The organism is Lentzea pudingi (genome assembly GCF_014646255.1).
Classification (GTDB): domain Bacteria; phylum Actinomycetota; class Actinomycetes; order Mycobacteriales; family Pseudonocardiaceae; genus Lentzea; species Lentzea pudingi.
The window spans coordinates 64579-80933 of the sequence record NZ_BMNC01000021.1 but is presented as its reverse complement, the minus strand read 5'-3'; the positions used below and the strand labels follow the sequence as shown (position 1 = coordinate 80933).

General features: G+C 71.0%; 17 protein-coding genes and 1 tRNA gene. 9 read left to right on the top strand and 9 right to left on the bottom strand.

All coding sequences use genetic code 11. The features are described from left to right. Positions 1-46 precede the first annotated feature (46 nt). Positions 47-129 (top strand) — tRNA-Leu (locus IEY88_RS39555). Positions 130-267: 138 nt separating this feature from the next. Here the strand turns inward: IEY88_RS39555 and IEY88_RS39550 are convergent. Continuing rightward, positions 268-2532 (bottom strand): RCC1 domain-containing protein, encoded by a 2265-nt coding sequence (locus IEY88_RS39550; protein WP_189160054.1) that lies wholly within the window; start codon positions 2530-2532, stop codon positions 268-270. Between the two features lie 107 nt (positions 2533-2639). On the opposite strand from IEY88_RS39550, the gene IEY88_RS39545 reads away from it, so the two are divergent. Continuing rightward, the gene (locus IEY88_RS39545) at positions 2640-3476 is read left to right on the top strand and encodes an aminoglycoside phosphotransferase family protein (RefSeq protein WP_189160053.1); all 837 of its coding nucleotides are present in this window, start codon (positions 2640-2642) and stop codon (positions 3474-3476) included. Here IEY88_RS39545 and IEY88_RS39540 read toward each other — a convergent pair. From IEY88_RS39540 to IEY88_RS39530, 3 genes are all read right to left on the bottom strand, one after another. Continuing rightward, positions 3458-3871: an NlpC/P60 family protein gene (locus IEY88_RS39540; RefSeq protein ID WP_189160052.1), complete on the bottom strand. Its 414-nt coding sequence runs from the start codon at positions 3869-3871 to the stop codon at positions 3458-3460. The genes IEY88_RS39545 and IEY88_RS39540 overlap by 19 nt on opposite strands. Before the next feature lie 366 nt (positions 3872-4237). After that, a complete protein-coding gene (locus IEY88_RS39535) occupies positions 4238-7294 on the bottom strand; it encodes an AfsR/SARP family transcriptional regulator (protein ID WP_189160051.1) in 3057 nt (1018 codons plus the stop codon). 177 nt (positions 7295-7471) lie between these two features. Further along, positions 7472-8044 (bottom strand): TetR/AcrR family transcriptional regulator, encoded by a 573-nt coding sequence (locus tag IEY88_RS39530; protein WP_229694187.1) that lies wholly within the window; start codon positions 8042-8044, stop codon positions 7472-7474. 103 nt (positions 8045-8147) lie between these two features. Between IEY88_RS39530 and IEY88_RS39525 the strand changes: the two genes are divergently transcribed. Beyond that, positions 8148-8696 carry a hypothetical protein gene (locus IEY88_RS39525; RefSeq protein WP_229694186.1) on the top strand — a complete coding sequence of 183 codons (549 nt, stop codon included), beginning with the start codon at positions 8148-8150 and terminating at the stop codon, positions 8694-8696. A gap of 60 nt (positions 8697-8756) precedes the next feature. Here the strand turns inward: IEY88_RS39525 and IEY88_RS39520 are convergent, their stop codons facing one another. From IEY88_RS39520 to IEY88_RS39505, 4 genes are read right to left on the bottom strand one after another with little or no spacing between them, the layout of a single operon-like run. Next, complete coding sequence (locus IEY88_RS39520; protein ID WP_189160049.1) at positions 8757-9494, bottom strand: zinc ribbon domain-containing protein; 738 nt, start codon at positions 9492-9494, stop codon at positions 8757-8759. Next, on the bottom strand, positions 9491-10522 hold the full coding sequence (locus tag IEY88_RS39515) for a Nif3-like dinuclear metal center hexameric protein (RefSeq protein ID WP_189160048.1): 1032 nt from the start codon (positions 10520-10522) through the stop codon (positions 9491-9493). Before IEY88_RS39515 ends, IEY88_RS39520 begins: the two co-directional genes overlap by 4 nt. Next, complete coding sequence (gene cobC / locus IEY88_RS39510) at positions 10519-11514, bottom strand: Rv2231c family histidinol phosphate aminotransferase CobC (RefSeq protein WP_189160047.1); 996 nt, start codon at positions 11512-11514, stop codon at positions 10519-10521. The genes IEY88_RS39515 and cobC overlap by 4 nt, the downstream gene beginning before the upstream one ends. Before the next feature lie 36 nt (positions 11515-11550). Further along, on the bottom strand, positions 11551-11757 hold the full coding sequence (locus IEY88_RS39505) for a hypothetical protein (protein WP_030472678.1): 207 nt from the start codon (positions 11755-11757) through the stop codon (positions 11551-11553). A gap of 84 nt (positions 11758-11841) precedes the next feature. Between IEY88_RS39505 and IEY88_RS44675 the strand changes: the two genes are divergently transcribed. Genes IEY88_RS44675 through IEY88_RS39480 form a run of 6 tightly spaced genes read left to right on the top strand, consistent with a single transcriptional unit; the run spans position 11842 to position 15459 of the window. After that, positions 11842-12294, top strand: a complete 453-nt coding sequence (locus tag IEY88_RS44675) for a low molecular weight protein-tyrosine-phosphatase (protein ID WP_308426051.1) — start codon at positions 11842-11844, stop codon at positions 12292-12294. Further along, positions 12273-13004: a fructosamine kinase family protein gene (locus IEY88_RS39500; protein WP_229694185.1), complete on the top strand. Its 732-nt coding sequence runs from the start codon at positions 12273-12275 to the stop codon at positions 13002-13004. Before IEY88_RS44675 ends, IEY88_RS39500 begins: the two co-directional genes overlap by 22 nt. Before the next feature lie 5 nt (positions 13005-13009). After that, on the top strand, positions 13010-13552 hold the full coding sequence (locus IEY88_RS39495; protein ID WP_229694184.1) for a DUF1349 domain-containing protein: 543 nt from the start codon (positions 13010-13012) through the stop codon (positions 13550-13552). Between the two features lie 56 nt (positions 13553-13608). Further along, complete coding sequence (locus IEY88_RS39490; protein ID WP_189160044.1) at positions 13609-14064, top strand: helix-turn-helix domain-containing protein; 456 nt, start codon at positions 13609-13611, stop codon at positions 14062-14064. Then, positions 14065-14619, top strand: coding sequence for a PIN domain-containing protein (locus tag IEY88_RS39485; protein WP_189160043.1), 555 nt, complete (start codon positions 14065-14067; stop codon positions 14617-14619). Between the two features lie 21 nt (positions 14620-14640). Continuing rightward, the gene (locus IEY88_RS39480; protein ID WP_189160042.1) at positions 14641-15459 is read left to right on the top strand and encodes an SURF1 family cytochrome oxidase biogenesis protein; all 819 of its coding nucleotides are present in this window, start codon (positions 14641-14643) and stop codon (positions 15457-15459) included. On the opposite strand, the gene IEY88_RS39475 is transcribed toward IEY88_RS39480, so the two are convergent. Continuing rightward, on the bottom strand, positions 15367-16299 hold the full coding sequence (locus IEY88_RS39475) for a cobalamin biosynthesis protein (protein WP_189160041.1): 933 nt from the start codon (positions 16297-16299) through the stop codon (positions 15367-15369). The two genes, IEY88_RS39480 and IEY88_RS39475, sit on opposite strands and share 93 nt — an antisense overlap. Between the last annotated feature and the right edge of the window lie 56 nt (positions 16300-16355).

Below are 16355 nucleotides of genomic sequence, written 5' to 3'. Positions count from 1 at the left end.
CCCCGCGTTCAGGCGCCTCCGGACGCCCTGTATTCTGTTCACATCAGTCTGGGTGGCGGAATGGCAGACGCGCTAGCTTGAGGTGCTAGTGCCCGTAAGGGCGTGGGGGTTCAAGTCCCCCCTCGGACACGAGCGTTAACCACACGCAAACGAGGTCGTCTTCTCATAGACGGCCTCTTTTGCTTTGTCCGAGGGTCCTCGGTCGTCCCCCACACGGCCCGCCCGGATGTTCCTGGGAACTGGTGGACGGACCGTGTGGCGGAGTGATCAGCCGGTGATCGCGAAGATCGCGGATCCCGTCGTGCCGAACGCCTTGACCGGCGGCAGGTTGGGGATCAGCTTCGGCTCGGTGACGTCGGAGGCGCCCCGGTACCCCAACTGGGACCAGACGTTGATCCCCCAGCCCCACAGGCTGCCGTCGGCCCGCAGCGCGTACGTGCCGATGAGCTTCGTGACGTCGGCCGCCCTGCCGTCGGACAGGTTCCTGATCCGCGTCGGCACGGTCACCAACCGGTCGGCGAAGCCGATGCCGGCCGCACCGTGGTAGTGCGAACCCCATGCGACGACGGTCTTGTCCGCCCGGACGGCGAACCCGGTCGCGTAGGCCGCCGCCACCGACACGACACCGGTCAGGTCCTTCACCGGGGCCGCGGTGCCCGACTGGCCGGTGCCGGCGCCGTTGCCAAGCTGCCCTTCCGAGTTGCTGCCCCACGACCACACGGTGCCGTCCGAGCGCAACGCGTACCGGGCGTTGCTGTTCGCGACGATCGTCGTGACGTCCGTCAGACCGGCCACCTGGACCGCGGTCGGCGAGGAACCGCCTGTCGTGCCGTTGCCGAGCTCACCGGCGAAATTGCTCCCCCAGGACCACACCGTGCCGTCCGTGCGCAACGCGTAGCCGGTGCCCGTGGTGGCGGCGATGGCGACCACGTTGTCGAGACCGGCGATGCGGACGGGCAGGTCGATGATGCCGTCCGGGGTCGTCGACCGGGGTCCGAGCTGGTTGTCGTAGTTGTAGCCCCAGCCCCACACGGTGCCGTCGGAGCGCAGCGCGTAGCCGTTCCACTGCGAAGCCGCGAGCGCCGTGACGCCGGACAGCCCCTTGACCCGGACCGGGACCGACGCGAACCCGTTGTACGTGTGCCATCCTGCGCCGAGCTCGCCCCAGCTGTTCGGGCCCCACGCCCGCACCGTGCCGTCCGCCAGCAGGGCGTAGCGCCCGGCGAGGGCTGTCACGCCGCTCAGACCGGACACCGGCCGTGCCGTCGGCTCGCCGAAGTACTGGTTCTCGCCCAGGCCACCGCCCGAGCCCAGCGACCCGTTGTTGCTCTCGCCCCACGCCAGTACGCACCCGGTCGTGCAGGTGGACGGCGCGGGGGCGAAGTACCCGGCCAGGTCGACGATCAGGTGCATGGCGCCGGCGTCGGGCTTGATGTTGAGCGTGCCGTACATCCCGAGCACCACCGCCGCGAGGTTCGGCGCCGTGCCGCCCTGGGTGACGTTGAGCGTCGACGACCTGAAGTCCCAGGCGGGCGACACGCTGACGTGGGTGTTCGCGGTCGACTCGGTCGCCGTCACGTTCATCACGACCGCGGACGCGTTGGCCGGGACGGAGTACCTCGTGTCGAGCGACAGGTTCAGCGGGTTGTCCGGCCGGATCGTCGCCGACGAGCGCGTGTCCGCGACCCGCTTGGGGTCCAGCGGGTAGTAGGCGAGCCCCTCGCCCGGCACGTAGAAGCCGGCGAGGTCGGCGATCAGGTCGATGCCGCCGGCGTTGTTGTACAGGTCGACGGTGCGGTCGGTGCCCAGCGTGACGGTCACCAGGTTGGCGCGGGTCTCCCCCGGCGCCAGGTTCAGGTTGGACGCGTCCGGCCTGGCCTTGCCGTGTGGCCACGCGGTGACGTACGTGTCGGCGGTGACGTTGGTCGCGGTCAGGTTGAACGTCACGGCGGTCGCGTCGGCGGGGACGAGACCGGCCATGCTCAACGGCAACGAACCGTCCGGGTTCCGCGGCTGCACACCGGCCCCGGTGCGGGTGTCCAGGGCCCGCGTGGGCGGCAGCGGCTGGTACAGCGCGCCGGCACCGGACGTGTAGTGGCCGGCCAGGTCCGCGAGCAGGTGCACCGAACCCGCCGAGTTGAACAGGCTCACCTTCCGGCTCTGGTCCAGCCGCACGGTGACCAGGTTCGGCCGGGTCTCCCCGGCGACGACGTTGACGTTGGACGCGGTCGGGCGCGGGCTGCCCGAGGGCCACACGACCACGTGCGTGCCCGACGTCGGCTCGGTCGCGGTCACGTTGAGCACCACAGCCGTCGTGCCGACCGGCGTGCGGGCGGACAGGTCCAGCACGACGCTCTGCCCGGCTCCCACCGGCCCTGCCGCACCGAGCCCCGACCGCGTGTCCAGCAGCCGCACCGGCGTCACCGGCGTGTAGGCGGACGCGACCGGCTCGGCCGCGGCGGTGGCGGGCAAGGGCACGGCCAGCGAGGTGAGCAGGAGCACTGCCACCGGCAGCACGAGACGTCTCTTCATTCCGGTCATTCCGGTTCCCCCAGGGTCATGCCGATTCTGGCGCGGAGCGTACCTCCCGGCTGCGCCGATGAGGACCGGTTCGAGCAGGGGCGTTGTAGGTTCCGGACATGATCGAGGCTGCCCCGGACCTGGTGGAGATCGCGTCCGCCCTGCTGCCCGGCACACGGCTGGACGACGCCTTCGTCGCGCCCGACGGCAACGTCCACCGAGTGCTCCTGATCCCGGGCGTCGCCGCGGTCCGGGTCAGCACGAGGCCGCTGGCCGCCGCGTCGATGCCCCGCCGGGTGGAGGTGCTGCGACGACTGGCCGCCGCCGGCCTTCCCTTCCAGGTACCGGAGCCGCTCACCCCCGTGACCGCGTTCGGCGGCCAGACGGCGGTCGCCGTGTCGTGGGTCGACGGCGCCGCACTGCCCGAGGGCGTCGGCGATCCCGGGCAGATCGCCGAGGTGCTGGAGGCCGTGCGGTCGGTGCCGTTGACCGACGCGATGCTGGAGGTCCTGGACGACCGGGCGCAAGGGCCGTCGTGGTCGAAGATCATCGCCGACGAGATCCTGCCCCGCCTGCCCGCCCGCTGGCAGGCCGAGGGGCGGCGGCGCCTGGACGCCGCGCTCGCGCTGGAACCCGTGCCGGACGCGTTGGTGCACGGTGATCTCAGCGGGTCGAACGTGCACTGGTCCTCGGACGGGAAGCTGCTCGGCGTCCTCGACTGGGACATGGCCATGCCCGGCGACCCCGCCATCGACGCGGCGCAGATGGCCTGGCACGGCTGGGAGAACGTCCGCCGGGCCGTGTCAGCCGGGACCTACCGTCGCGCCCGCACCTGGGACGACCTGTTCGGCGTCGGGCACGTCGTGGCGACGATGAACGGGCGGCCCATGACCAGTCCGGACGGCTTCGTGTCCGCGATCGTGCCCTGGCTGGAGGATCAGTCGCGGCGGCGGTAGGGGTGGTAGCCGGAAGTGCTGTGCAGGTAGGGATAGCTGACGATGCGGTGGACCGTGCCGTGGCCGCTGCACTGCTCGTAGGCCCAGTAGTGCGAGCGGGCGACGTCGGCCCAGCGGCAGAACACGGTCACGTGCCGCGTGGTGCGGTCACCGGTCAAGGTGATCAGCAGGTCGCCGGGGCGGAGGTCGTCCTTGTCGATCAGGGCGCTGATACCTGCCAGGCCGACGGTGTTGAGGCCACCGCGGGGGTCTTGCGGCCTGCCAGGCAGGCCCCACGCCATCGAGGCGAAGCCGGAGCAGTCGGTGCGGTAGGTCCCGTGCTCGTTGGTGTGGAAGTCGTGCTGCGAGTACGGGACGCCGGTCCAGCTGGCTGCGCGGCGGAGGATGTCGTTCATGGCTCCTACCCCGGAAACGGCCTGAGGGGCCACACCCCCAGGAGTGGCCCCTCAGTGGAAACGGATCAGCAGTCGGTCAGCGAGGAGGCGGAAGCTCCGGAGGCCTGGCCGGTCCAGGAGGCGAACACGCTGCCCTGCTCGACGGACAGTTGCCCGTCCCGGAGCACGCCGAGGCGGCGAGCCGGGTTCCCGCGGGTGCGGTCCCGGCGACCAGCGTGGCGGTGGCGATTCGACCGGCTGTCTTCTCCATGACCCTCACCCTTGCCCCTCGTCGTTTCCCGTTGCCGGGATGAGAGAAGCTTCGCGGCGAGGTCTCAAAGAAACCTGAAGCGGGATCCGGATCGGCGTGCCGATCCCGGGACCGGTCTAAAAGATTTCCAAAATCCGAGGTCCGGACGCCGGAACGCGCCTGGGCTCCTGCGCCTCGCGGCAGCCGTGCAGCTGGAAGACGCCCAGTGCCTCGGCCCACGCCCGGTCCGCCGCGACGGACTCGCCGAGACCGTCCAGTGCCGCCGCCAGGTCGCGCAGGGTGCGGGCCCGCCACACCGGCAGGCCGAGCGCGTCCCACCACTGCAGCGCGCGCTCGAGGTGCCTTCGCGCGTCGGCGAACCGGCTCGCGGCCAGGTCGAGCTCGCCGAGCGTGCGCAGCATCAGCGCCTGGCCGAAGCCGTCCTGCATCTCGTTGCAGGTGTCGAGGCAGGCCAGCAGCTCGTCGCGCAGCTCGTCGCCCATGCCCTGGCGGACCCGGACCTTCGCGAGCGCCTGCACCGCGTACGCCGACGCGAGCACGTTGCCGAGGCCCGACAGCACCTCGACCGCTCGCGCCGACCAGTGCTCGGCCTGCTCCAGGCGGTCCGCGGCCCGGTGCACGATGCCGACCGACCGCAGCGCGATGGCCCAGCCGCGCTGGTCACCGATCTCCTCGTACTCCGCGCAGGCCTGCTCGCATGCTGCGAGCCCGGCGTCGAGCTCGCCCTGTTCGGTCAGCACGCGGCCCAGGCCGTGCCGCGCCTGGACGAGCGCGAGCCGGTCCTGCGGCAGCTCGAGCTCGGCCAGGACCTGCTCCAGCGACGTGCGCGCGGCGGTGAGCTGGCCGTGCTCGCGCTGCACGGTGCTGAGCGCGAGCCTCGTGGTCGCCAGACCGCGCCGATCACCGGCCTGCTCGTAGACCGTCAGCGCCTGCTCGTAGTAGCCGGCGGACTCGTCGAACCGGTCCTGCTCGTAGCGCAGCCAGCCCAGTCCCGCCAGCAACCGGGCCTCGCCGAGGCGGTCACCCGCGCGGCGGGCGGCTCCCAGCGCGGCGGTGTGCGTCCGGTACCACTGGCCGAAGAGGTTGCGCACGGAGAAGCGGGACGAGCACAGCGCGGCCGCGAGCCGCGTCGCCACGTCGGTCAGGTCGAGCTCGCTGACCCGTTCGACGACGCCGACCAAGCCGCTCTGCTCGGCGTCGAACCACGCCTCGGGGTCGGCGACGATCTCGTCGACCTGGGCCTCGTCGAGGTACCGGTCGAGCAGTCCCGGCCTCTCGAAGTCGAGGGTGGCGTGCGGCATGCGGCGGCCCGCGACCTCGACCAGTCCGAGCCAGCACTCCGCGGCGCGGGCCGTGGCCGTGCGGATCGTCTCGGCCGTCTCCTCGGCCTCGCCGCGTTCCCGCGCGAACGCACGGGTGAGGTCGTGGATCTGGTAGCGCAACGCGTCACTGGCGTCCGATGTGGACACGTCGAGCAGCTGGGCGTCGACGAGCCGTTCGACGACGTCCTCCGCGTCCGTCGCGGAACAACCGAGCAGCGGCGCGACGACCCAGCCGCCGAACGACGACAGGTCGAGCAAACCCAGGCGCCGCAACGCCATCCGCTCGCGTTCGGGCAGTCCGTCGTAGCTCAGCGCCAGGCTGCCGCGCACCTCCAGGTCCCCGATGGAGAGCTCCTGCAGCACGCGCTGCTGCACGCGCAGCCGGTCGGCCAGGCGGCCGAGCTGCCACCGATGCCGTGCCGCGAGCCGCGCCCCCGCGATGCGCACGGCGAGCGGCAACCGGCCGCACAACCGCACGATCTCCTGTGCCGCCGAGGGTTCCGCCGCCACCCGGCCACCGCCGACCACCCGGTCGAGCAGGTGCACCGCCTCGTCCTCGGCGAGCACGCGCAGGTCGAGGTGCGTCGCACCGTCGAGCGCGCTGAGCCGTTCCCGGCTCGTCACCAGCACGGCCGAGGTGTGCCCGCCCGGCAGCAGCGGTCTGACCTGCTTCTCGTCGGCCACGTCGTCGAGCACGACGAGGATCCGACGGTCGGCGAGCATCGTGCGGTAGTGGCGCGCCCGCTCGTCCGCCTCGTCCGGGATCGCCGGGTCCGCGACGCCGAGCGCCCGCAGGAACCCGGCCAGCACCTCGGCCGGTTCCTGCCGAACGGTCCTGGTGCCGCGCAACGACACGTACAGCTGGCCGTCGGGGAAGTGCTCGCGAACGCGGTGGGCCACGTGCATCGCGAGTGTGCTCTTGCCCGCGCCGGGCTTGCCGAAGATCGCGCACAGCCGCGAGCCGGTCGCCTCCTCCGCCAGGCGCCGGTTCAGCGTCGCGACCTCGACGGTGCGTCCGGTGAAGTCGGCGATGTCGAACGGCAGCTGGCTCGGCGTGCGGCTGGACCGCACCGGTTCGACGTCCTCTTCGTCCGCCGCCGCGGCCACCGGTTCCGCCTCGGCTCGCAGCACCTGCTCGTGCGCGTCCCGCAGCACGGCACTGGGTTCGAGACCCAGCTCGTCGAGCAGCGCCCGTCTGCCCTCCCGGTAGCACTCCAGCGCGTCGGCCTGCCGTCCCGTCCGGTGCAACGCCAGCATCAGCTGGGCGCGCAAGCGTTCCCGCAACGGTTCCTCGGCGACCGCCGTGGTGAGGTCGGCCACGAGCGCCTCGCTCCCGCCGAGTGCGAGTTCGGCGTCGAAGCGGTCTTCGAGCGCGGCCAGCTTCAGCCCCTCCAGGCGCGCGCGTTCGTTGTCCGCCCACGTCCCCTGCGCGCCACCGAGTGCGGCTCCGCGCCACAGCCCGAGCGCGTTCTCGAAGTGGGTGACCGCCTGGGCCAGCCTGCCCTCGGCCCGTGCCCGCCGCGCCGCCGTGATCTCGCGGAGGAAGACGTGCAGGTCGATCTGGTCCAGCGCGGCTTCGAGCCGGTAGCCGCCACCGGTGCGCACGATGACGTCGGCACCGTCGGCCGCGGCGAGCTTGCGGCGCAACGTCGAGATGTAGGTGTAGATGGCGGCTCTGGCCTGCTCCGGTGGATCCTCGCCCCAGACCGCGTCGACCAGACGTTCCAGCGGCACGACCCTGCTGGCGTGTACGGCGAGCAGTGCCAGCAACGTGCGCGGTTTCGGTCCGCCGAGAGGTACCGGTTCCCCGGCCACCGCTGCTTCGACCGGGCCCAGCACGCGGAACTCCATCGACCCCCCAAGACAGGGGCATGCCACCGGACGCCCGCGAGCGCGGACTCCCGGCGGACCCCCCAGATTCCCCCGTCAGAAACCGGATGAGCTCACACGTTCGGGTGGTTCACCCAGCGTCGATCGACAGTATGAACCGGTCTCGAGGCTGTCAAGCAATCCGGGCGAGGGCCTGGTTCACACGCTCGTTCGCGCCTTGATGATGCGTTCGACCGCTTCGAGCAGGGTGTCGCCGATCGGACCCGGATCCGACAGACATCCCGCCGCCATCGCCCCGTCGCGCAGCATCACGAAGTGCCGGCCGTCGAGTTCGGCAGGAGCGTCACCGACGCGCGCAAGAAGCTCCGTCACGGTGTCGAGGAACCACTGGCGGTGTGCGAGCACTGCCACGTGCACGGGGTGCGTGGGGTCGGCGTACTCCGCCACGGCGTTGAGGAACGCGCACCCGCGGAAACCCTCGCTCCGGATGTGCCCGGCGATGCCCTTCGCGACGGCACGCACCGCGTCCTCATCGGTCGCCGCCGCGGCCACGCCTGCCTCGACGTTGTCGCGGGTCGCCCGGTCGGCCTCGGCGAGGTAGGCGAGGACCAGGTCCTCCTTGCCGGCGAAGTGGCGGTACATCGTGGCGCGGGTCACCTTCGCCTCGGCGAGGATGCGGTCCACGCCGACGGAGTGCAGCCCCTCCGCGTAGAACAGCCGGCTGGCCGTTCCCAGCAGGCGGTTCCTGGCGTCGGAGACGGTGCGGGTCACGCTTTCGACGGTAGCAGAGAGAACGTTCGGTCTTGACAGTTCTGCCGTGTGCTGCCAGCCTCGAAGTAGAAAGAACGTTCTCCCTCTCTCGAAGGACTGACCCGTGAGCATCGACGCAGCGTCACCCGCGACCCTCACCCCCGCCCTCCGCACGCTCTACCTCGGCCGCTTCGGGTTCGCGGTCGTGTGGGCGGTGCTGCTGTTCCTCACCGCGACGGAGATCGGCCCGGTCAGCGCCACGCTGCTGGTGCTCTACCCGCTCTTCGACGTGGCGGCGGTCGTCGTCGACAGCCGCGCGTCCCAGAAGGGCCGGGCGTCGGTGGCGCTCTACGCCAACATCGCGGTCAGCGCGCTCGCCGCGGCAGGGCTGGCGTTCGCGGTGACGTCCGGAATCCCGGCGGTGCTGCAGGTGTGGGGTGTGTGGGCCGTGGTGTCCGGTGTGGCGCAGCTCGCGGTCGCGCTCGTGCGGCGGAGCCTCGGCGGGCAGTGGCCGATGATCCTCAGCGGTGGGATCTCGACGCTCGCGGGCACGTCGTTCTTCTTGCAGGCGGGGGCGCCGGACGCGAACCTGCGCAACCTGGCGGGATACGCGGCGATCGGCGGGGTGTTCTTCCTCGTGTCCGCGCTGCGCCTCAAGCGCAGTGGTGAGTGACGACAGCAGAAAGGGGACTGCCCGGCAGGGCAGTCCCCTTGTGCCTGTTCCGGTAGCCGCTCAGGCCTTGGGCTCCGCGATGCGGACCAGGATCGCGCCGCACTCCTCGCAGCGCACGACCTCGTCGGCCGCTGCCTCCTTCAGCTTCGACACGGCGCCGCGGTCGAGCTCGATCCGGCACGCACCGCAGCGGCGCGACTGGAACGGCGCGGCGCCGATGCCGCGCTGCTCGCGCTGGCGGTCGTAGAGCTTCAGCAGGTCGTCCGGGAAGCCCTTGGCCATCACCGAACGGTCGGCGGAACGGCGGGTCTCGGTCGTCTCCAGGTTGGCGAGGGCCTCGTCACGGCGGCGCGAGGCGTCTTCCAGCGCCTGACGGGCCTTGTCCAGTTCCACGCTCGCGAAGGAGACGTCGGCGTCGACGGCCTCGCGGCGTTCCATCAGCTCCAGCAGGTCGTCCTCGAGGATGCCCTGGCGGCGCTGGATGGTGGCGAGCTCGTGTTCGAGGTCGGTGAGCTGCTTGGCGCCGACCGAGCCCGACTGCAGCAGCTTGCGGTCGCGTTCGCCGCGGGCCCGGACCTGGTCGATCTCGGTCTCCTGGCGCTTCACGTCGCGGTCGAGGTCGGTGAGCGTCGTCTGGACGGCGACCAGCGCGTCCTGCTTCGCGCGCACCTGCTGCTCGACCGCGGTGATCTCCGCGATCTCCGGCAGCGTGCGGCGACGGTGGGTGACACGCGCCAGTTCGGCGTCGACCTCGGCCAGGTCGAGCAGCCTGCGCTGCACTGCGGGGTCGGCTTTCACGCATGTCCTCCTACTGCTGTGCTCGTCGCACCGACGGTCCACGGGTCGGTCCGGCGGGTGGAGACGAGTACGTCGACCCTACCGCCGAAGGCGGACCGCAGGATCTCCGCCGCCTGCTCGCACCACGGCCACTCGCTGGCCCAGTGCGCGACGTCGACCAACGCGGGCCCGCCGGACTCGACGTGCTCGCTCGCCGGGTGGTGCCGCAGGTCGGCCGTGACGTAGGCGTCGACGCCGGCGCGCTGCACCAGGCCCAGGAAGCCGTCGCCCGCACCGCCGCAGACCGCGACCCGTGTGATCAGGCGTTCCGGGTCTCCCGCCGCCCGGACGCCCTGGACGGTCGCGGGCAGCGCGTCGGCCACGCGCTGGGCGAAGACCTTCAACGGCTCGGGCTCGGCGAGTTCGCCGATGCGGCCCGAACCGGTGTCGCCGGGCAGGTCGGCGAGTTCGTGCACGGTGAAGCGTTCGCGCGGGTGAGCGGACTCCAGAGCTCGGACGACGGCGTTGCGGCGCGAACGCGGCAGGGTGAACTCCAGCCGCGTGTCCTCGTGCTTCACGAGTTCGGCGCCCGCGCCGGTCAGCGTCCTCACCACCTGGCCCGCGTCCTGCGCGTAGGTGATGAGCACGTCCGCCGGGGTGCGCGGGGTGGCGTCGAGCGGGCCGGTGACGGTGAGCCCGATGGCCTTCGCGAGGGCGTCCGAGACGCCGGGCGACGCGTTGTCGGCGTTGGTGTGCGCGCAGTACAGGGCGGCGCCGTTGCGGATCAGTCTGTGCGCCAACGCACCCTTGGGGCCGTCGGCCGCGACCCCGTTGACGCCCTTGAGGAACAGCGGGTGGTGCGCGACCACGAGCTGCGCGCCCACCTCGACCGCCTCGTCCACAGTGGACGACGTCGGGTCGACGCAGACCAGGACCCTGCTGACCTCCTCGGCCGGATCACCGCAGACCAAGCCGACCGCGTCCCACTTCTCGGCGGTCCTCGGCGGATACGCGGACTCCAGGACCGCGATCACGTCGGCGAGCTTCAAGCCAGTTCCTCCATCACGACGCGCAACGCGTCCACGAACACCGCGAACTCCTCCGGCGGCCGGATCGCCACGCGCAGGTAGGTGTCATCCAGTCCGGGGAACGTGTCGCAGCGGCGGACCGCGATCCCCTTGTCCCGCAACGCCTGCCGCGTTCCCCGGGGCGCCCTGATCAGCAGGAACGGCCCTTTCGGCGCAACGACGACGAGGTCTTGGAGCTGCTCCAACGCGTGCGCCGCGTACTCGGAGGCCTCGCGGGCGAACCGCGCGGACTGCTCCAGCGCCTCCGGCTCGCAGCACGCCGTGATCGCTTCCAGCGTGAGACTGCCCACTGGCCAGTGCGGACGGCCGTGCGCCAGCCTTCCGAGCGTCTCCGGGTCGCCGAGCAGGTAGCCGGCGCGCAGGCCCGCGAGCCCCCAGGTCTTGGTCAGGCTGCGCAGCACCAGCACGTCGGGGTCGTGCGCGAGCGACTCGGGCTCACCGGGGACGGCGTCCATGAACGCCTCGTCGACGACCAGCTTGCCGGGCAACGCCTTCACCGCGGCGGCCTCGTGCAGCACCGACGTCGGGTTCGTGGGGTTGCCGATGACGATCAGGTCGGCGTCCGTGCGCACGTCGCGGAGGCCGAAGTCGCCGTCGAGCAGCACGTGGTCGACCGGGATCCCGGCATCGCGAAAAGCCACCTCGGGCTCGGTGAACCCAGGGTGGACGATCGCGGCACGGCGCGGCGAGAGCTTCGGCAGCAGCGCGAAGCCCTCGGCGGCACCGTTGAGCAGCAGGACCTCGTCCGGCGAGCGCCCGTGACGGCGTGCGACTGCCTCACGGGCGCGCTCTTCAGCCAGTTTCGAGGGGTAACGCCCGAGCTCGCCGAGCGCCGCGGCCAACCGTTCGCGCAGCCAATCGGGCGGGTGCGGCACCCGCACGTTGACGGCGAAGTCGGCGAGGCCGGGTGCGGCGTCGACGTCGCCGTGGTGGCGCAGGTCTGGGCTGGTCATCGCCGGAATTCTAGGCGACGGGCTCAGACGTGCGCGTCACTGCATGTAGCGGCGGAGCTCGGTGAGGTGGCTGATCAGCTCGTCCAGCTGGAAGGCGTCGAGCTGAGCCGACTCACCGGGCGGGGTGCGGAAGCAGACGCGACCCTTCTCGTTGAGGTACACCTCGAACGCACGACGGCGCCCGAGGGCATCGGTGCACCCGATGATCTCCCGTTGCGGGGGCACGTCGGTACCTGTCTGCATGGGCGGCCTCCATGTCGTTTGTCCGTACATCTTGCGACAGCGGTTGAGCGTTACCGTGCGGCGGCACCACATAGGCTGCGCGACATGCACGTCTCGTTCGTCTGCACCGGCAACATCTGCCGGTCCCCCGTGGCAGCGCTCGTGTTCCGAGAATGGCTGTCCCGGGAAGGATTGTCGCACCACGTCCAGGTGTCCAGTGCCGGAACCGGCGGGTGGCACGTCGGCGACCCCGCGGACCCGCGCGCGTTGAAGACGTTGGCGGACAACGGATATCCCGTCGACCACGTGGCCGCACAGGTCGGTTCCGACCACCTCGGCGCCGACCTGCTGGTCGCTCTCGACTCCGGCCACGCCCGCGCGTTGCGCCGGATGGTGGATCCCGATCGCGTGCGACTGCTCCGTTCGTTCGATCCGGACGCCGACGGGGTGGACGTGCCGGATCCCTACTACGGCGACGACGCCGGGTTCACCGAGGTGCTGGTGATGACGGAGGCGGCGATGCCGGGGCTGGTCGCGTGGGTGCGCGAGCGGCTCTGAGGACGAAGCACCAGTCACTGCGGGCCACTGCTGCCGAGGCGGCGGGCCTGCGGTGGCTGCGCGTCGACGGCGGCCCGCCGATCCCGTTCGTGCGCAGCGCGTCGGGAGGCACGCTGGTCATCGACGAGATCCCGCTTGGGGAGCCGAATCTTCAGGCGGCCGTGACCTTCGGACGCCGGCTCGCGCGGATGCACCTCGCGGGCGCCGAGGCGTTCGGCGCGCCACCCGAGGGCGGTCCGCGCGAAGCCACGATCGGCATGACCGAGATGCTCAACGAGCCCGCTCCGGAGTGGCCCGCGTGGTTCGCATCACAACGAATCGAGCCGTACGCACGGCAAGCAGGCATCGACGTCAGCGACGTGTGCGCGCACATAGCGTCATTGGCCGGTCCGCCGGAACCTCCCGCACGGCTGCACGGCGACCTGTGGAGCGGCAACGTGGTGTGGGGCGCCGACGGCCAGGTGTGGCTGATCGACCCCGCAGCTCACGGCGGCCATCGGGAGAGCGATCTCGCGATGCTCCAGCTCTTCGGCTGCCCGTTCCTCGACCACGTCCTCGGCGCCTACCAGGAGGTCGCGCCGCTGGCCGACGGCTGGCAGGCGCGGGTGCCGTTGCACCAACTGTTCCCACTGCTCGTGCACGCCGCGCTGTTCGGCGGCGGCTACCGCGCACAAGCGTTGAGCGCGGCACGGGCCGCTTTGCGAGGATGAGGATCATGGACGTCACCGGCTGGACCTGGCTCAACGAACCGCGCGAGTGGTCGCCCACCCCGCTGACCGTGCACGCCGACCCGGGCAGCGACTTCTGGCGCCTCACCGGCAACGGCGTCGTCCGCGACAACGGCCACCTCTACGGCATGCGCGTCACCGGCGACTTCACCGTCACCGCCACCTTCTCCGGCGAGTACGCGGCGCAGTACGACCACGCCGGCGTCGGGCTGCTGGTCGACGGCGAGAACTGGGTCAAGGCCGGGGTCGAGGTGTTCGACGGGAAGCTGCAGGCCAGCACGGTGGTGACCCGTGGGTTCTCGGACTGGAACCTGGCTCTCGTCGGGTCGTTCGAGCGGTTCACCGTCAGTGCCGAGCGCAAGGGTGACGCGGTGTGGGTGCGGTACGGGCTCGACGGCGCCGAGCCGACGAACCTGCTGCGCAAGGCGTACTTCCCGCCCGACGCGGAGGTGACGGCAGGGATCATGGCCGCGAGTCCTGAGGGTGAGGGGTTCGTGACCCAGTTCCACGAGGTCGGACTCACCCGATAGCGCGTTGCGTTCGCTTCGAATATTGCGGATAATTCGGATAGAGGGAGGAGGAATCGATGAGTTCCGCATTGCGAGCCGTCCAGCCTGACGACGAGGACGTCGTCACCGCCCATGCCGCGCTGACCAGGGTCAAGGCGTACCTGCACGATCGGCACGAGGACGAGCACGACGTTCGCGTGAGGGTCGAGGAGAACGGCGACGTGCTGGTCCTGCCGCGCGCCGCGGTCGAGCTCTTCGCCCAGATCCTCGCCTACATGGCAGCGGGCCACGGCGTGTCCGTCGTGCCCGCGGACGCCGAACTGACCACGCAGCAGGCCGCCGACATGTTGAACGTGTCACGTCCGTACCTGATCGGCCTGCTCGAAGCCGGCGAGATCGAATACCGCAAGGTCGGCAAGCATCGCCGCATCAAGGCGCTGTCGCTGGTGGAGTACATGCGCAACGACGACCAGCGGCGGCGCCGAGCGGCCGACGAGTTGTCGGCGCTCACGCAAGAGATGGGCATGGCCTGAGTGAGTTTCGTAGTCCTCTACGACGCCAACGTCCTCTACCCGAGCACTTTGCGAGACCTGCTGATCCGGATCGCGGCAGCGGGTCTCGTGCAGGCGAAGTGGACTGACCAGATCCTCGACGAGGTGTTCCGCAACATCCGCAAGAACCGGCCGGACCTCTCCGAGGAGCAGCTCACGCGGACCCGATCGCTGATGCTCACGGCGGTCCGGGACTGTCTGGTCACCGGCTACGAGCCGCTGATCCCATCGCTGGACCTGCCCGATCCGGATGACCGCCACGTGCTCGCCGCCGCCATCAGGGCTCGTGCGCAGGTGATCGTCACCAACAACCTCAAGGACTTCCCCGCGCGAGCTTTGTGCCCGTGCGACGTCGATCCCAAAGACGCGGACGACTTCGTCAGCGACCAGATCGGGCTCGACGCCAAGGTCGTGTGGAGCTGCGTACAGCAGATCGCGAACTCGTGGCGCAATCCTCCGGGCACGATCGGGGACGTCCTCGCCTCGCTCGAACGTTGCGGGCTTGTGCAGTCAGTGGCCGCACTCAGGGCGCTCTGACCGGTCATCTACCGTGAGGTCGTGCGGTTCAAGTTCCTCCTCAAGCCGGGCTGGCTGGCGCTGACCCTGGCCGTCTGGGTGTTCGCGGGCTCCTGCGTCTACTTCCTCTCGCCGTGGCAGTTCGGCCGCAACGACGAGCGGCAGCAGCAGAACTCCGCCATCACCAAGTCGCTGAAGAGCGACCCCGCGCAGTTCGGGGCTAAGCACGACGAGTGGCAGAAGGTCGAGATCAAGGGCCGTTACCTGCCGGAACTGGAAGCGCTGGCACGGCTCCGCACGGTGCAGGGTGAGGCGGCGTTCGAGGTCATCACGCCGTTCGAGACGACCACCGGCCACAAGGTCCTGATCGACCGCGGGTACGTGCGGCCGATCAACGGCATCAAGCCGCCGGACTTCGAGGCACCGCCGACGGACGAGGTCACGCTCATCGGGCTCGCGCGGCCCAACGAGTCGAACGACCAGCCCGCGTTCGACCAGGACGGCCGCAGGCAGATCTACTCGATCAACAACAACGCGGTCGGGCCGGGCATCGAGCCCGGCTACTACCAGCTGATCGAGGAGCAGCCCGGTGCGCTCCAGACGTTGCCGTTGCCGCGGCTCGAGTCCGGGCCGTTCTTCTCCTACGCGCTGCAGTGGATCGCGTTCGGGGTCATGGCGGTCGGCGGCTGGCTGTACTTCACGATCCGTGAGGCGCGGCCGGGTGGTGTGCTCTACGAGGGCCGCACCAAGAAGAAGTCGATCGCCGAGCTACTTGCGGAAGAGGGCGATGACGGCGCTGAGGAAGCCCGCGCCGAAACCGACGACTCGGGACAGCTCCACGGCACGCGTCACGTGACCTGAGTCCGGGTTGCGGCCGTGGCCGAGGACCGGGCGCTCTTCCACGCCGTGCAAGTAGACGGTGCGGCCGCCCAGGCGGATCTCCAGGGCGCCCGCGAAGGCCGCTTCCACCTGGCCCGCGTTGGGGGACGGGTGTGCTGCCGCGTCCCGGCGCCAGGTCTCCAACGCTTGCGACGCGGAGCCTCCGACCACCGGGGCGCCGCCAACGGTGAGCAGCGCGGCCAGGCGGGACGGTGCCAGGTTCAGCAGGTCGTCGAGGCGGGCCGAGGCCCAGCCGAACTTCAGGTAGCGCGGCGACTTGTGGCCGACCATGGCGTCCAGGGTGTTCGCGGCGCGGTATCCCAGCAGACCGGGCACACCGGCGACGGCGCCCCAGAACAGCGGGGCCACGACGGCGTCCGAGGTGTTCTCGGCCACGGATTCGACGGTCGCCCGCGCGAGGCCCGTGGTGTCCAGCCGGGACGCGTCACGCCCGCACAGGTGAGGCAGCCGCGACCGGGCCGCTTCGAGGTCGCCGTCGGCCAGTTCGCGGCCCATCGACGTGCCCTCGGTCGCCAGCGAGTTGCCGCCGAGCACCACCCACGTCGCCACGCCCGTCGCCAGTGCCTGCGTCAGCCAGTGCTTGCGGGCCAGGCGCTCCACGGCTACGCCGGCCGCCACGGTCCCGCCGACGAGCACGGCCGTGTACGCCACACCGGCGGCCTCGGAGTTGGCGTGCAGACGCTTCTCGAGGGCCGCGGCGGTCGACCCGAATGCCGCTACCGGGTGAAATCGGCGTGGATCACCGAACACCGCGTCCGCGGCCACGCCCAGCAACAACCCCAACGCGCGCCCCGCGCCCATGTCATCTCCCCAGCTCGTCGAAGGCACGGTAGCGCCGCACCACACCCGCGCGCGCA

What these genes read in the sequence shown, in the direction of transcription:
- IEY88_RS39550 (WP_189160054.1), bottom strand. Translation starts at nt 2,532, where the DNA reads ATGAAGAGACGTCTCGTGCTGCCGGTGGCAGTGCTCCTGCTCACCTCG.
- IEY88_RS39545 (WP_189160053.1), top strand. Translation starts at nt 2,640, where the DNA reads ATGATCGAGGCTGCCCCGGACCTGGTGGAGATCGCGTCCGCCCTGCTG.
- IEY88_RS39540 (WP_189160052.1), bottom strand. Translation starts at nt 3,871, where the DNA reads ATGAACGACATCCTCCGCCGCGCAGCCAGCTGGACCGGCGTCCCGTAC.
- IEY88_RS39535 (WP_189160051.1), bottom strand. Translation starts at nt 7,294, where the DNA reads ATGGAGTTCCGCGTGCTGGGCCCGGTCGAAGCAGCGGTGGCCGGGGAA.
- cobC (WP_189160047.1), bottom strand. Translation starts at nt 11,514, where the DNA reads ATGACCAGCCCAGACCTGCGCCACCACGGCGACGTCGACGCCGCACCC.
- IEY88_RS39505 (WP_030472678.1), bottom strand. Translation starts at nt 11,757, where the DNA reads ATGCAGACAGGTACCGACGTGCCCCCGCAACGGGAGATCATCGGGTGC.
- IEY88_RS44675 (WP_308426051.1), top strand. Translation starts at nt 11,842, where the DNA reads ATGCACGTCTCGTTCGTCTGCACCGGCAACATCTGCCGGTCCCCCGTG.
- IEY88_RS39495 (WP_229694184.1), top strand. Translation starts at nt 13,010, where the DNA reads ATGGACGTCACCGGCTGGACCTGGCTCAACGAACCGCGCGAGTGGTCG.
- IEY88_RS39490 (WP_189160044.1), top strand. Translation starts at nt 13,609, where the DNA reads ATGAGTTCCGCATTGCGAGCCGTCCAGCCTGACGACGAGGACGTCGTC.
- IEY88_RS39475 (WP_189160041.1), bottom strand. Translation starts at nt 16,299, where the DNA reads ATGGGCGCGGGGCGCGCGTTGGGGTTGTTGCTGGGCGTGGCCGCGGAC.